The organism is Leucothrix pacifica (assembly GCF_003172875.1).
GTDB lineage: Bacteria > Pseudomonadota > Gammaproteobacteria > Thiotrichales > Thiotrichaceae > Leucothrix > Leucothrix pacifica.
Map to the genome: position 1 here is coordinate 43,096 of NZ_QGKM01000052.1, position 16,544 is coordinate 59,639.

10 protein-coding genes are annotated in these 16,544 nt (G+C 46.1%); 5 read left to right on the top strand and 5 right to left on the bottom strand.

Annotated features, from left to right (window positions below):
• Positions 1 to 105 precede the first annotated feature (105 nt).
• Positions 106 to 2,493: an ankyrin repeat domain-containing protein kinase gene (locus tag DKW60_RS16085; RefSeq protein ID WP_109838684.1), complete on the bottom strand. Its 2,388-nt coding sequence runs from the start codon at positions 2,491 to 2,493 to the stop codon at positions 106 to 108.
• Positions 2,494 to 2,855: 362 nt separating this feature from the next.
• Between DKW60_RS16085 and DKW60_RS16090 the strand changes: the two genes are divergently transcribed.
• The 3 genes from DKW60_RS16090 to dapC all read left to right on the top strand — a co-directional run bounded on the left by DKW60_RS16090 (position 2,856) and on the right by dapC (position 6,624).
• Entirely contained in the window at positions 2,856 to 4,151 is a 1,296-nt protein-coding gene (locus tag DKW60_RS16090) for a DUF1800 domain-containing protein (RefSeq protein WP_109838685.1), read from the top strand.
• Positions 4,152 to 4,168: 17 nt separating this feature from the next.
• Complete coding sequence (locus DKW60_RS16095; protein ID WP_109838686.1) at positions 4,169 to 5,329, top strand: DUF1501 domain-containing protein; 1,161 nt, start codon at positions 4,169 to 4,171, stop codon at positions 5,327 to 5,329.
• Between the two features lie 98 nt (positions 5,330 to 5,427).
• The gene (dapC, locus tag DKW60_RS16100; RefSeq protein ID WP_109838687.1) at positions 5,428 to 6,624 is read left to right on the top strand and encodes a succinyldiaminopimelate transaminase; all 1,197 of its coding nucleotides are present in this window, start codon (positions 5,428 to 5,430) and stop codon (positions 6,622 to 6,624) included.
• 132 nt (positions 6,625 to 6,756) lie between these two features.
• On the opposite strand, the gene DKW60_RS16105 is transcribed toward dapC, so the two are convergent.
• A complete protein-coding gene (locus DKW60_RS16105; protein ID WP_109838688.1) occupies positions 6,757 to 9,123 on the bottom strand; it encodes a Tex family protein in 2,367 nt (788 codons plus the stop codon).
• Between the two features lie 69 nt (positions 9,124 to 9,192).
• Here DKW60_RS16105 and DKW60_RS16110 point away from each other — a divergent pair, with 69 nt between their 5' ends.
• Positions 9,193 to 9,882, top strand: a complete 690-nt coding sequence (locus DKW60_RS16110; RefSeq protein WP_109838689.1) for a DUF599 domain-containing protein — start codon at positions 9,193 to 9,195, stop codon at positions 9,880 to 9,882.
• Between the two features lie 53 nt (positions 9,883 to 9,935).
• On the opposite strand, the gene DKW60_RS16115 is transcribed toward DKW60_RS16110, so the two are convergent.
• The 3 genes from DKW60_RS16115 to rnt all read right to left on the bottom strand — a co-directional run bounded on the left by DKW60_RS16115 (position 9,936) and on the right by rnt (position 13,673).
• On the bottom strand, positions 9,936 to 11,597 hold the full coding sequence (locus DKW60_RS16115; RefSeq protein ID WP_109838690.1) for a flotillin family protein: 1,662 nt from the start codon (positions 11,595 to 11,597) through the stop codon (positions 9,936 to 9,938).
• 120 nt (positions 11,598 to 11,717) lie between these two features.
• Positions 11,718 to 13,040, bottom strand: a complete 1,323-nt coding sequence (locus tag DKW60_RS16120; RefSeq protein WP_109838691.1) for a replication-associated recombination protein A — start codon at positions 13,038 to 13,040, stop codon at positions 11,718 to 11,720.
• 3 nt (positions 13,041 to 13,043) lie between these two features.
• Positions 13,044 to 13,673 (bottom strand): ribonuclease T, encoded by a 630-nt coding sequence (gene rnt / locus DKW60_RS16125; protein WP_109838692.1) that lies wholly within the window; start codon positions 13,671 to 13,673, stop codon positions 13,044 to 13,046.
• A gap of 207 nt (positions 13,674 to 13,880) precedes the next feature.
• Between rnt and aceE the strand changes: the two genes are divergently transcribed.
• On the top strand, positions 13,881 to 16,544 hold the full coding sequence (gene aceE / locus DKW60_RS16130) for a pyruvate dehydrogenase (acetyl-transferring), homodimeric type (protein ID WP_109838693.1): 2,664 nt from the start codon (positions 13,881 to 13,883) through the stop codon (positions 16,542 to 16,544).

Here is a 16,544-nt window from a genome sequence, read left to right on the forward strand (position 1 = left end):
TATCGCTGCTTTCAAAAAAAGCCCGACAGGTCATCCTCTGCCGGGCTTTTTTGATGATGAATTTTTTACATCATGCGCATGTATAGCATGTGTAAAATGTGATGATTAACGAGTCGTCACCCCACCTCGGGTTTTCAGGTAATCAACCACTTTGCTTTTCTTCTGCGCAATTGCCATATCTAAAGCTGTCTGACCATCTGCTGCCTTGGCGTTGACTCTCGCACCCTTGGCAATCAGCAGCTTACTCATATTCAAGTGTCCACTGCGCGCCGCAATATGCAATAGCGTCCAGCGATTACTTTGAGCAACGTTAGGATCAACTCCCACTGCCATACACGATTTTACAAATGTAAGATTTCCTGCCGCTGCCTCACGATGTATTTTACCACCTACCGTGCAATCATCAGTGACCGCTTTTATCCTTGCCATTTCCTTCTTTTTGAATGCCTGAAGACGTTGGCGTTCCTGAAGCTGCGACTGAAGTGTGCTGTTATTACCAGAGTTAGGTGCACCATTAGGTTGACTAGTGCCAACAGACGTTTCGATTGGCATCGCCTGACCTTGACTGCCTACTGCGATTACCTGACTTGAGTCCTGATCACTTTCTGCAGTAGCACTATCTTGGTTAGCATCCGCTTGACCATTGGTATTACTTCTGACAGTATCATTACTATTCTTAGCCGCCTCAGCCTCTGCCTTCTCTTTCGCAGCCTTGGCAGCTACAGCTGCTCTTCTGGCCTCTGCTTCTCTGGATCTGACCAAAGCCTGAGCCCTGAGGAGCTCCTGATTGATCCGTTGCTGATCAGCGCTCTGTTCATCTTCACCAGCTAGATCAGTTTGCTCTGTTGGTGGTTGCTCCTCCTCCGTACTTGCCTCATTCACTGCTTCAGTATTGGCAATTGCCACCTCGTTATTAATAGCAACCACATTGATGGCAGTAGCTGTACTTGCTGTCTCTTGCGTATTAGCCGCTTTTTTCTGAGCTGCCAAAAAATCTTGCTCACCCGCATTGACTGCTTTATTGACGAGCGCGGCCAGCCCCGCAAGGTCTTGTACACTGGGTTTAACAGGAGACTCAGGGGGAGTTGTTGAATTGGATGCTACCTCAGCATCGAGAGCAGCATCTTCTCCAGACTGTGTCAGTTGCTGATGGGCTAATAGCGCCTCTTTTTGAATCAAGCTCTTCAGCTCGTTACTGTCGGCGGGATCAACTTTTGTGGCCGACGCACTCTGCTCGACATCCGCTTTAGCAGTCGTGGAATTATCAGACTCACCTGAGGCTGTAGCCGCAGACGACGTTGTAGCCACATCATCAACCGCCTTAACATTGGAAGCAGGAGTTGTTTCGATTACTGTCACTGGAACTGCCGCGATGTCTGCAGCAGAAGATGCTGCACTATCACGACTACTGGTCGAAGTAATCTGGTCAGCATTGTTTTGACTAATTACGGTATACGCCACTGCTGCAGATGCCAGAAGTAAACCACCTAACAGCATCAATCCTTTCTTGCTTCTGGCTCCCGTGTTCTCTTTTCGAATAGAGGTGATGATTGGCTCAGCAGGTACCTCTTCCGTTTGCTCAGCCGTCTGTTTGAGAGCAGGTTTTAGAGCCACAACTTTAGACGATGACGCCGTTATCGCTGGCACAACCACTGACTGAAGCTCCTGAAGTTGTGAAATAAATTCACGACATGAATTGAATCGTTTACTCGGGTTACGAGATAACGCTTTAGCCAGTACGTCAGAGACTTCAGGAAGATCCGGACGGTGCTCTGTCAGAGGGTCAGCAATCAGTGTTGCAACATGCATACGGTAGTCATCACCACTGTTCATGTTAGTGAATGGCTGAACTCCGGATAATGATTCATAAACCAATGTAGCCAGCAAATATTGATCGTAATTTGGTGTGTAGAAGCTTTTTAAATATTCCGGCGCCAGATGGCCTGCTACATCAAGCGTGCTGATCGCATTCTTAAACTTGCCCATTCTTTGCAAGGAAAATTCGGTAATGAAGTCGCCCAATAGCACCTGTTGAGTACTAACATACACACTGTCAGGACGAACGTTACTATGAATGTAATCTGCATCGTGCAGCTCATCCAGCGACACAGCCAATGGGGCTGCCCAATCTAAGACAGACTCAACAGAAACCGTTTGTTTATCACTGATCTGCTTTTGAAAAAGCGTCTTAAGTGAGTCATGAGTGATGTTGGGCAGCACTGCAAAAGGCTGTGACTCATACAAGCCATTATCCAACACCTTAACAACGCCACTGATACGGGCCGCCGCCAGATTATCGCAGGCATCTTTGAAGGCACTGGCAAATCCGGGCAGGATCAGCAATTCAATTCGGGGAAAAGACAATACAACCAATCGGTTACTCTGGTTAGCATCTTCCGCAAGGTAACAACAATTAAGGGTATTATCTGAGATTCTTTTTTGTATTTGATAGCGTCGTTCGATAACTGCGCCTGGTGTTATTGCTTTCTGCATGCTCCGTCCTTGATATGCATTAAAACGAGGTCGAGATTAACATATATTAATTAAAGATCTCTAAACGGTAACCCAAAAAACCATTAATTATTGTTAGTATCTCCCGAGCTTTGAGAGAGCTGCCTGGTAAATATTATTACTAATGACATCGATTTGTTTTATTTAGGGATGAAACAATGCTGTTTGAGTTGTAAGTGGTCATTGATATCAGGTCCCGAGCATAACCTATAAATTAACTTGATTAGCTTTTACCAAGAGAGTAATTAGTATGTACAAAATAATTTGTCTATATTCTCGGTGAACTAATCCAAACTGTTATTGTCATACCCTGCAATAACAAAAATAATGCGAGTACATCTTCAATGGGGAAACTAGGACTTTTCAAAGCCCGTCATCTGGTATCCAGAACCAGTATAGGGGCCGAGTGGGAGACTATTCAGCGCTATAAAAATTTAAACATGCGCGATGCGATAATCCACACACTAAATGCCGTCAACTATGAAACACCAAGGATGCCTCAAACATCCGCTTGGAGTAAAACGTTGGGCAATCGTAATTCCATGGCGCGACAACGTAACATGCAGCGCATGGCTAAGACTGAAGGCAAGGCAATTCAGAACTGGTGGGCAAATCATATGCTGACCACCAAATCTCCGTTTCTGGAACGCATGACTTTGTTTTGGCATAACCACTTCCCGTCAAATATTGATGGCACCAAGCAGCCGAGTGCGCTTCTGGAGCAAAACCAGACTCTGCGCCGTCATGCACTGGGTAACTATGGCAACCTGTTATTTGCTATCTCTAAAGACCCTGCAATGCTGCTTTACCTTGACGGCTACAAAAACGTCAAAGAAGACCCTAACGAAAACTTTGCCCGTGAACTATTGGAACTGTTCACTTTAGGCGGCACGCACTACTACTCAGAGCGCGACATCAAAGAAGCTGCCAGAGCCTTCACCGGCTGGAGCATTGATGATCGCACGGGTAAATACCGCTTCCGCCCGGAGCTACATGACAGAGGAATCAAAACCTTCATGGGTAAGCGCGGTAATTTCACGGGTGAAGATATTCTTAAGATTTTGCTAAAGCATCCACGAACGGCTGAAACAATTGCAGAAAAGATGTGGTCTGAGTTTATTAACACCTCCCGACCAAATCCTGGCTATACCCGTCAGTGGGCGCAGATATTCCGTAATTCTAATTACGATATCAAAACGCTACTAATGGCGGTACTTGGTAGTGATGCTTTCTGGCATCCATCTAATATGGGTGGTCTGATTAAGTCTCCTGTCGAGCTCACTATCGGTACGATGCGAGCACTACCATATCGCTTACGCACCAATAATTTATCGCACAATCTCTCCCTCATGGGGCAGTCGCTATTTGCTCACCCTAGTGTTAAAGGCTGGGATGGTGGTGAAAGCTGGATTAGCACGCAATCATTAATGCGTCGTAGCGGTATTTTAACCAATCTAACACGCGGCAATTTGCGCAAAACGAATGATGCGAGAATGATGCAGCACATGCCAAATTGTAGCGATGAAGAATTAATTACCTGGCTGTTACCGGTAACTCCACTCAATCCATTACCGACTGAGCCAGGGCGACAACGCCTGGTTCGTGCACTGGTTTTGGACCCTGCTTACCAAGTTAGTTAATAGTCGAGGAAATTATTATGGATCGTCGTGATTTTTTAAAGTATTCAGGTTTAATTTCAGCGGCTGGTTTCGTTCCGGAGATGGCCTTCTCTGCAACTGGCAGAAGCCCTGAAAAAATTGTCGTTTTAGTAGAGCTAAAAGGTGGAAATGATGGTTTCAACACACTCGTTCCTTATATGGACGATGCGTATAAGAAACTTCGCCCGACTCTCAAGATAGACGAAAGAAAAGTCCTAAAACTAGGACAAGGCGATATGGGTATGCACCCTCGCCTGCAACAATTAATGAAAATTTGGGAACAAGGTGACATGGCCTGGGTTCAGGGCATTGGATACCCTCGTGGCGTGCTGTCACATTTCCGTTCCATGGACATTTGGGACTCCGGTTCTAACGCCAACCAATTTTTAGACGATGGCTGGTTAACGCATGTATTGCCACGTGTTAAGCAAGGGCTTCACGGTATCAGTGTTAGCAACGACGGCGGTAGCCTCGGACCTTTGCACAGCGCACGACTCAACAGCGTTAGCATGCAAAGCCCTCACATGTTCGTTAAGCAGTCAAAATCAATCAAGAATATCACCCCCGTGAATTCCACACCGGCCCTTGCGCATCTGACACAGACACAAAACCAGCTTTATGAAGTTGGTCTGCAGCTTCGTGAAAAAATGACACGAAGCCTGCGCAATCAAAAGAGAAGCAGAAGCAAGGGCGTGCTGGGTCATAGTCTTGAGTCAGTTGCGCAAATGATTATTGCCGGTATCGACTCCCCTGTTTACAAAGTAACTCAGGGTGGATTTGATATGCACTCCGGTCAGGTTGGCCGACACAACAACGTGCTATATCAGGTTGATCATGCCCTATCACGCTTTGCAAATACCATGAAACAAAATGGTCTTTGGGACAAAGTCGTGGTTGTGACTTACTCTGAATTTGGTCGACGCGCTGCTGAAAATCGCGGTGGCGGTACTGACCATGGTACGGCGTCAGCACAATTTGTAATGGGTGGTGGAATCCGCGGTGGTCTATATGGTCGACACCCCAATATGAACCAGCTTGATGCGAATGGTAATGTGGCACATACCACAGACTTCCGTCAGGTATATGCAACCTTGGCTCAGCGGATCTGGCGTCAAAACCAGCATCCCTGGCAAGGTCACCAAACCATACCGTTTATTTAAACCCTACGTTTAAGAGTGCTGTCTTCGGACGGCACTTTTTTTGGGTAAAAGAAATAGCAGTTAGGCTATAATCACACTTTTGCTATTTCCCTCAGACCATGAATTCAGACCTGCAACGGCTACAGCCTTATCCTTTCGAAAAACTCGCAATTCTTAAACAAGGTGTTCAGCCGAATCCTGAATTGTCACCACTATCACTATCAATTGGTGAGCCCAAACACCCAACACCGGCCATTATTCTCGACAGCCTGAAAGACAGTATTTCACAGATTGCACAATACCCCGGCACTAAGGGCATACCAGCACTGCGGGAAGCTATCGCTGATTGGCTAATCAAACGTTTTAATCTTCCTGAAAAAGGTGTTAATCCAGACACTCAAATACTACCGGTCAATGGTACTCGTGAAGCACTATTTGCAATTACTCAATGTCTGATTGAACGCAAACCTAATGCTAAAGTGTTGATGCCAAATCCGTTTTATCAGATTTATGAAGGGGCGACGTTGTTGGCAGGTGCTACACCCGTATATTTGCCATCTCTGGAAGAGAATAATTTCCTTCCCGACTTAGACGCGGTTGACGAAAAAACATGGCAGGATTGTCAGTTATTCTTCTTATGCACACCGGACAACCCAACAGGTGCTGTCACACCTATTAGCGAAATCAAAAAACTACTAGCACTCGCTGAAAAATATGACTTTGTTATTGCATCCGACGAGTGCTATTCAGAAATCTACTTAGATGAATCAAGCCCACCACCGGGATTACTTCAGGTGGCTGCGAGTGTCGGTAATACAGATTATAACCGCTGCTTAGTATTCCATAGCTTATCTAAACGCTCCAATGCACCGGGCCTACGCTCTGGTTTTGTTGCTGGTGATGCAGAGATTTTGAAATCCTTTTTGCTGTATCGCACTTATCACGGCTGCGCAATGCCGCCTCATACCCAGACCACTAGTATCGTGGCATGGGGTGATGAAACACACGTACAGGAAAACCGCCGGCTTTATCGCGAAAAATTCAAAGCCGTGCTGGAGATATTGTCGCCAGTCATGGAAATTCCTCAACCTCAGGCCAGCTTCTATCTTTGGGCTAAAACGCCGATTGATGATGTCAGCTTTACCCGTGATATTTTCGAACGAGAGAACCTGAATGTGGTTCCGGGCAGCTACTTATCCAGAGAAGTAGATGGACTTAACCCTGGTGCGGACAGAATTCGCTTAGCCTTAGTGGCTGAGCCTGCTCAATGTATTGAAGCTGCTCAGAGAATCAAACATTTCATAGAATCACTCTGAGCTTGAGGGCACTGATTAAGCTGGCGGCAAACACCGCCAAACCTTGATCTAGTCAATTCAATAGCACACAAAACCGCGGTAGGTATTGTAACTACCGCGGTTTCTTATTTGGGCGAACTCATTATCGAAGTGTTACTTACCTTTCTTTGCGTTAGCAAATGCCTCAGCAAACGCATTGTTTACCGGCGCATTATTGCTACCTGAACCCTGTGAACTCTGACCGCTACCTTGTCTTTTAGGCTTATTCGAATGAGTGCGAGAAGATTTATTCTGGTTCGGTTTATTCTGACCGGACTTCTTAGAGGTCATAGCTTCTGATTCCAATGGATCATCAAGGCGTAAACTCAGCGCAATCCGCTTACGCTCCAAATCAACTTCCATCACCTTCACTTTCACAATTTCACCAGCCTTGACCACTTCATGCGGGTCTTTGATGAATTTGTCCGACATCGCTGAAATATGCACTAAGCCATCCTGATGCACACCGATATCAACAAAAGCTCCGAAATGTGTGACATTACTGACTGTACCTTCCAGAATCATTCCCGGCTTCAGGTCCGAAACCTTTTCAACACCTTCTTTAAACACAGCGGCTTTAAACTCAGGACGAGGATCACGACCAGGCTTATCCAGTTCAGAAATAATGTCGGTTACAGTTGGTAAACCAAACTTCTCATCGATGTATTTCTCAGCTTGCAGTTTCGACAAGTTCTGCTTATTACCCAGCAACTGCTTAATATCACACTGAGTATCTGCCAGCATACGCTGAACCACTGAATAAGACTCCGGATGTACTGCTGAGGCATCCAGTGGGTTATCCGAATTGCGAATGCGTATGAAACCAGCAGCTTGTTCAAATGCTTTCTCACCCAAACGCGGGACTTTTTTCAATTGCTTGCGATTGGTAAACGCACCGTTTTCATCACGATACGCCACAATGTTATGCGCAATGGTTTTATTCAAACCTGCCACATGACTCAATACCGCAGCAGACGCTGTATTTGCCTCTACACCTACTGAATTCACACAATCCTCAACGACAGAGTCCAGATTCTTCGCTAGTTGTGTTTGATTCACATCGTGCTGATACTGACCAACACCAATCGACTTAGGGTCAATCTTAACAAGCTCCGCCAGTGGGTCTTGTAACCGGCGCGCTATAGAAATAGCCCCCCGAATCGTCACATCCAGCTCTGGGAATTCAGCAGCGGCAATTTCTGAAGCAGAATATACCGATGCACCTGCCTCACTCACCATGATTTTCTGTAAGCCAAGATCAGGGTGTTTTTTGATCAACTCAGCACAGAGACGATCAGTCTCACGCGATGCCGTACCATTACCAATTGCCAATAAATTAACATTATGTTTAGCAGCCATCTTCGCGAGCAGAGCAATCGACTCGTCCCACTGATTGCGTGGCTGGTGAGGGAATATCGCCATTGAGTCCAGATACTTACCAGTACTATCGATGACAGCAACTTTCACACCAGTTCTGAGACCAGGATCCAGTCCCATCGTTGCTTTCTGTCCTGCCGGTGCTGCCAGTAATAAGTCTTTTAAGTTTTGCCCAAATACATGAATTGCCTCAACTTCTGCTGCCTGACGAATTTCTGCTAATAGCTCAGTTTCCATTTTCAGCTGTAGCTTTATCTTCCAGGTCCAGCGCACCACTTCATTGAGCCAGTCATCTGCCTTACGGCCTTGCGACTGAATACCATTACGCTTGGCAATTTTAAATTCACAGGGATGAGTATCAGAGCCATCATCCGGCGCATCCACTTTTAGCTGCAAGAAACCTTCATTACGCCCCCGAAGCATCGCCAGAACACGATGAGAAGGCATTTTCTTCAGTTGATCTGTATTATCAAAATAGTCACTAAACTTAGCCGCTTCCTGCTCTTTTCCGGGAACAACCGTCGACTTTAATTCACCTTGATCACCCATATACTGACGAATATCCGCCAGCAGATCTGCATCCTCAGCAAAACGCTCCATCAGAATGTATTTGGCACCATCAAGTACGCCTTTAGTGGCTTCAAACGCTTGTTTGAAATCTGCTGAGTCGTTGATGTATTTGGCTGCTTCCACTTCGGGGTCAAGGCTTGGGTCTTGTAGCAAGGCTTCAGCTAAAGGCTCTATTCCTGCTTCAATCGCGATTTGGCCTTTGGTCCTTCGCTTTTGCTTAAATGGTAAATAAAGATCTTCCAGACGTGTTTTACTGTCAGCTTCTAAAATATCCTTCTTCAAAGCAGGCGTTAGCTTGTCTTGCTCATCGATGAGTTTAATAATTGCATCACGTCGCGATTCCAACTCACGAAGGTAGCCCAGTCGTTCCAGCAGAAGGCGCATTTGGCCATCATCAAGACCGCCTGTCACCTCTTTGCGATATCGGGAAATAAACGGTACTGTAGCCCCCTCATCTAATAATGCCACTGCTGCAGTGACTTGCTGAGTGTTGACATTGAGTTCATTTGCGATACGTTCTGCAATAGCGATCATAAGCTTATTTTTTAATGATTTTGGAGCGGTGCATTATGATCAATTCTCGGCAGTGATTAAAGGTCTTTTATGCAACTAAACAACCTCTCACTTTCACTACTCGATATCTTTGCGCTCGTGTGGTTTTTACTATGCTGGATAGGCTATAGCCACTACGTAAATAACAACCCCAGATCATTGATGTCGAAGATGCGGGAGTGGCGTGCGCGCTGGTCGCTAAGCATGTTAAGGCGTGATAATCGCATCGTGGATTCGCAAGTCATCACCGGACTTAATAATGTGGTGACATTCTTTTGTTCCACCTCAATCTTCATCACTGCCGGTTTATTTGCAGCCATGGGTGCATCAGAACAAATAGTCATGATCGTCAATCAGCTCTCCTTCATGCAGTCTACTAACATAGCGACTGTAGAAATGAAGATAGGCTTACTGATCGTCATTTTGGTCTACTCGTTTTTTAAATTTGGCTGGGCAATCAAGCAACACTCATACAGCGCTGTTGTGATGGCAGCCGTTCCAGACGCTAAAACAGCAGACCTGCGAAAAGACGCGCAACAAGCAGAGTTAATGGGAAAACTCAGTAGCTTGGGGGCTGAGCATTTTAACGATGGAATACGTGCGTATTATTTTGCACTGGCCACGATCAGCTGGTTTATCCACCCACTGATTTACATCGCTATTATCACTTGGGTTGTACTGGTATTACATCGACGTGACTTTCGGTCAAAGCTTTTGAAGCACCTGACCGAGGTATCATAGAACAGTATTTACTGGCAAAGACTACAAAGCCTAACCCACCTACAGGCGAGTGCTTATTTCGGCGTATCTTCGTGATCCTCAGCAGCGTCATCCACCTCGCCAAAGCTGAAGAAACTGGAGGACTCAGTGTCCTGATCAGCCAGAGCTGCCTCACCAATACTCTCTTTAGCACGAGAGACCTGACCAAGCTCCGGTGTGGACTTATTCGACTCTGGTTTCATTTCACGCTGCAAACTTTTAGTTAAATCCTTTATGCCAGAACCATTTAGACCGATTTCATTAAGTAAAGACTCGACCATTGGAGCCTGAGCGCGATAACGCAACGCACTATCAACAACTTGATCCGCAAGACTACCACCGCCATTGCTGCCTCCGGAACCACCTGATCCGGCAGAAGCACCGCCACCGCCTGATCCACCAGCCGCACCACCGCGTCCAATAACATTTGAGAAACCATCGACCTGCATAATCTTAATACCGTCGATATTCTCTAATGGTTTAACACTTTCACGAATAATATCAGGTAATTGAGAAACTATTTGAGACTTAACTTGCATTGCTATTTGCTTATCAGAAAGCATATTAGCCGCTTCGTTTAATGCAGTTTTTCCTTTCGCCTCGACTTCAAAACGTACTTTGGCAGCACCCGCCTCACGCACCTCTGCATCTGCCTGAGCAGCTGCAAATATTTTTTGGCGCTCTGCCTCTTTCTCAGCGCTGATGACTTCAACTAAACGGGTCCGCTCAGCTTGCGCCTTCTCTTGTGCAGTCACAATCTCTTCTTTCTTTGCAGCAGCAGCAGCTTTCACTTCATCAGTGATAATCCAACTTTCGGCGACCGACTTTTCAGCAGCAGCCAGCGCCAAGCTTTGTTGACGGCGAATTTCTTCCAGCTCCACTTCAGTACGAATTCGGGCTTCTTCGATTTGCAAATCCGTCTTAAACTTTGCTTCAGCAATTTTCATCTGTTGTTGCTGATCAGCGACCGCTTCCTGTTCTTCTAAATTCAGCTGTTTGTTATGCGCCGCTAAGTCACCCTCTTTAATGGCAACCTTCTTATTATTCTCAACTTCGTTTTGTCTTTTTTCGTTCTCAGCGATTTTTTCCATGACGTAAGTTCGACCCTGTACGTCGAATGCATTCTCAGCATCAAAATAGTCAAGGCTTGCCTGATTGAGCTGAGTCAATGCGACAGATTCCAACATTAAACCCATTTTTGATAAATCCGTCTTAACACCTTCTTCGACATTCAGGCCGAACTCTTTGCGCTTATCGTTCAGATCTTCCAGATCCATCAAGACTGCAGCACGTCGCAATGCGTCGTCACAACGACCTTCTACCTGCTCTTTCAGTGCTTCGGAGTCCATGGTCTTTGAACCCAGCGTTTGCGCGGCTCTTGAGATAGATTCCTTTACTGGCTCAACACGAAGAAAGAACTCTGAATTAACATTGATTTTGATACGATCACGCGTTCTCAGTGACTTTTCATTACTTCGACTAATGACGATTTTCAGCGTCTTCATATTGACATCAATCTTGTCATGAAGCACAGGGAATACGAAACCACCGCTGTCCATGAAAACTTTTTCACCACCGAAACCTGTGCGTACAAAAGATTTTTCCTTTGTTGAACGGGTGAAGAAAAGAAAAAAAGCTAAGATCAGCAGTATCAATATGACCAGAAAAACAATACTAATAATGACAGTGATATTCATAAGTTTAACGCCCAATTTAATCGCATTGATCCAAAATCCAACAACATATCAGAACCTTGAGTATCAATTATTTGAACAGTTTACCAGTAACTCGTCATAATCTACAGTAAGAGCAATCATTCAACGCTTTTTAGCGCGGGCCGCTTCGTCCCGCTCGCGAAGTGCGTTCAATTTATCGCGAATTTTTATCTCCAGACCACGCGCTACTGGCTCATAATACCGACGTCCTTCCAGCGGCTCTGGCAAATAAGTCTCACCTGCCGCATAAGCATCTTCCTCATTATGGGCATATCGATAGCCATCCCCAAATCCCATGCCCTTCATTAGCTGGGTCGGTGCATTGCGTAGATGCATCGGCACATCATGACTACCTGAAATAGCAGCATCATCCCGGGCTTGATTATAGGCGGTGTATGCGGCATTACTTTTGGGCGCGACGGCTAAGTAAAGCACAGCCTGTGCCAGAGCCAATTCTCCCTCGGGGCTTCCAAGCCGGTCATAAGTATTCCAGGCATCCAAAGATAATGACAACGCCCTCGGGTCGGCGTTACCAACCTCTTCACTGGCCATTCGAACGATACGCCGTGCAATATAGTGTGGATCACAACCCCCATCTAACATTCGGCAAAACCAGTACAACGCACCATCCGGGTTGCTACCGCGCACTGACTTATGTAATGCGGAAATTTGCTCGTAGAACAAATCACCCTTTTTATCAAACCGGTTAGTGTTCTCGCTGGCTAATTCCCGTATAACCGCATCTGAGATCACAGGATGTGCTTGACCCTGCTTTGTCTCAGCGAGATCTGCCGCAATCTCTAACCAATTCAAAGCACGTCTTGCATCACCATCAGCGGCAGAGGCAATATTTTCAATCACAGAATCAGATACTTGCAGACTTAGTTTACCCAAGCCATTAACGTCATCCATCAATGCTCTACGAATAACACTCTGTATTTCCTCTGAAGTAAGTGAGCGCAACACATAGGTGCGCACACGAGACAGTAAAGCATTGTTCAGTTCGAAGGATGGGTTTTCCGTAGTAGCGCCAATAAACACGAATGTGCCATTTTCTATGTGAGGTAGAAACGCATCTTGTTGTGCTTTATTAAACCGATGCACCTCATCGACAAATAGCACAGAGGCTTTTTGCGTCATATCAAAGTGCTGACGTGCATGATCCACTGCCAAACGAATATCTTTAACACCTGACAATACCGCTGACAATGTCTGAAAAGCAGCACCACTATAATTGGCAATTAATCGGGCTAAAGTGGTTTTACCTGTTCCGGGTGGGCCCCAAAACAACATGGAATGTAAGCGATCCTGATCTATAGCTGCACGCAACGGCTTACCTTGCGCCAGTAGATGTGACTGTCCCGCATAATCGTCCAGTGTTTCCGGACGCATTCGGTCTGCAAGCGGCTGAAACGGCGAGCTCATGAATCAGTCCGGTACGTTAGCACGCCACTTATTCATTATATGACAGAACAGATCAGCCGTTTTCTCAGCGTCATAAACCGCGGAATGGGCTTCTGAAGCATCCCAGTCAAATCCCGCTCTTTTTACTGAACGTGCCAACACAGTCTGCTGGAAAGCCATCGCAGCCAAAGTTACAGTGTCAAAGGTACTGAAGGGATGAAACGGGTTTCGCTTCTGACCAAGGCGCTCAACCGCAGCGTTCAGGAAGTTCAGGTCAAAAGCTGCATTATGCCCCACTAACACCGCGCGGTTGCATTCATTCAGTTTAACTTCCTGCCGGACAGCTTTAAACATTTCATTTACCGCAACACTTTCATCAACCGCTATTTGCTGACGAAACGGTTGAAATGGGTCAATTCCATTTACTTCTAGTGATTTTGGGTCTAAGTTAGACCCTTCAAATGGCTCCACATGCCAGCTCAGTGTCTTTAGTCGATGCAAGTCGCCCTGCTCATCGCGACGTAAAAAAACGGCAGCCACTTCCAGCAATGCATCGGTTTTGTGGTTGAAACCACCTGTCTCAAGGTCAATGACCACTGGCAAAAAGCCTCTGAAACGCCCTCCTAGAGGGTAAATTTGGGATTCTTCAGTCATTTAGGAATCTTACAGTAATGAAAAATAAATTAACACCGCATTAAGATTTAAATCATCGTTAAAGAAAATGTATAAACGACTTTAATTTTATTTTACGTCGCTAAGTAATTGTTTTACAAATTGTTATTTTTTGATTGATTTTAACTACCCAAAAAATTAAATCACTGTTATCCTAAGCCACACATACACCAGAGGAGAGACCTTACTATGTCGATCAATAACCCTGATCTGGATATTGACCCACAAGAAACGACCGACTGGACCGAATCTATTTCGGCGATAATTGAAGCAGAAGGCGTGCAACGTGCTCATTTTATTATTGAAAAATTGATATCAACCGCACGAGTCAACGGCGCTAACTTACCTTACTCGTCGAACACCGCATACATCAATACCATCCCGCCTCACCTTGAAGCCCCAATTCCGGGTGATCAGGCGATTGAGAGCCGAATTCGTACATACATACGCTGGAACGCTGCAGCGATGGTGGTACGCGCTAACCGAAAGGCATCTGAGCTAGGTGGTCACATCGCATCGTTCGCTTCGTCTGCAACGCTTTATGACGTGGGTTTTAACCACTTCTGGAAAGCACCTTCTGCAGAGAACGGTGGTGACTTGATTTACTACCAAGGCCATATTACACCGGGTATTTACGCTCGCTCTTTCTTAGAAGGTCGCATCACGACTGAAGAAATGGATAAATTCCGTCAGGAAAGTAATGGCGGTGGTCTGTCCTCATACCCTCACCCGTGGTTAATGCCTGATTACTGGCAGTTCCCGACAGTATCAATGGGTCTTGGCCCGATTAAGTCAATCTATCAAGCCCGCTTCATGCGATACCTACATTTACGAGGTTTGGCAAATACTGAGAATCGTCGCGTCTGGGCATTCCTTGGCGATGGTGAAATGGATGAGCCGGAATCACTGGGTGCTTGTTCACTGGCAGGTCGTGAGCAGCTGGATAACCTAACATGGGTAATCAACTGTAACCTTCAGCGCCTTGATGGTCCGGTACGTGGTAACGGTAAAATAGTTCAGGAACTTGAAGCTAATCTGCGTGGCTCTGGCTGGAACGTGATTAAAGTCATGTGGGGTTCTTATTGGGATCCATTACTGGCTAAAGACAAAGATGGCATCCTTCAGCGTCGCATGATGGAAGTGGTTGATGGTGAATTCCAAAACTACAAAGCTAAAGATGGTGCGTATGTTCGTGAGCATTTCTTTGGTGCTTCACCAGAGCTAAAAGCGATGGTGGCGAATATGACTGATGATGACATCTGGCGATTGAACCGTGGTGGCCACGATCCTCATAAAGTCTACGCGGCATACCACGCGGCTGTTAACCACAAAGGTCAACCTACTGTCATTCTTGTACACACAGTAAAAGGTTACGGCATGGGCTCTGCGGGTCAGGGCCAAAACCGAACTCATGGTCAGAAGAAGCTGAATGAAGAAGAGATGATGGAGTTCGCTAAGCGGTTCAACATCCCAATCAGTGAAGAGGATGCTGCTGCAGCCAACTACTACATGCCTCCTGAAGATAGTGAAGAAATTCAGTACATGAAGGCACGTCGTAAAGAGTTAGGTGGCTCACTCCCTCAGCGAAACACCACAGCTGCTCCACTGACGGTTCCTGAGTTATCGGTTCTTGATCCGATCCTTAAAGGATCTGGCGATCGTGAAATGTCCACTACGATGGCATTTGTACGTATCTTAACAATCCTTACTCGTGACAAGAAACTGGGCAAACACATTGTTCCAATCGTCCCTGACGAAGCCCGTACTTTTGGCATGGAAGGTATGTTCCGTCAGTTGGGTATTCACTCTTCGGTTGGTCAGTTATACACGCCTCAGGATTCTGAGCAGGTTATGTTCTACAAAGAAGATAAGACTGGTCAAATTCTTGAAGAAGGTATCAACGAAGCAGGTGCATTCTCATCGTGGATCGCTGCGGCAACCTCTTACAGCACGCACGCTGTTAACATGGTTCCGTTCTATATCTACTACTCAATGTTCGGCTTCCAACGTATCGGTGACCTGGCATGGGCAGCTGGTGATTCTCGTGCACGTGGTTTCTTAGTCGGTGCAACTGCTGGTCGTACGACACTGGCAGGTGAAGGTCTGCAGCATCAGGATGGTCACGGTATGGTTCAGGCTGCACTGATTCCTAACTGTATTAGCTACGATCCGACTTATTCTTATGAGATGGCCGTTATCATCCATGATGGTTTGAAGCGCATGTACTCAGATCAGGAAGATATCTACTACTACATCACATCAATGAACGAGAACTACCAGATGCCTGCTATGCCTGAGGGCGCTGAAGAAGGCATTCTGAAAGGTATGTACTTGCTTCAAGGTGGTGGAAAGAAGAAGAAGAAGGTTCAGCTCATGGGTTCCGGTACGATTCTTCGTGAAGTTATCGCAGCGGCTGAAATTCTTAATAAGGAATGGAGTGTGGATGCGGACATTTGGAGCTGCACAAGTTTCAATGAGCTGGCTCGTGATGCACAGGATGCAGATCGCTGGAATCGTCTACACCCGCTCGAAGATCAGCGTACACCATATGTAGCTGAGCAACTGAAGGGACACCGTGGCCCGGTCATTGCGGCAACGGATTATATCCAGCAGTACTCTGAGCAAATCCGTCAGTGGATTCCTGCCCGCTATACAACATTGGGAACAGATGGTTTCGGGCGAAGTGATACTCGTGTAGAACTGCGTCGTCACTTTGAAGTTGACCGTTTCCACGTAGTGGTTGCTGCGCTAAAAGCGTTAGCAGATGAAGGAACACTACCTGCCGTTAAAGTTGCTGAAGCCATTGAAAAATATGGTATTGACGCAGATAAGATTAACCCATTAAAGGCCTGA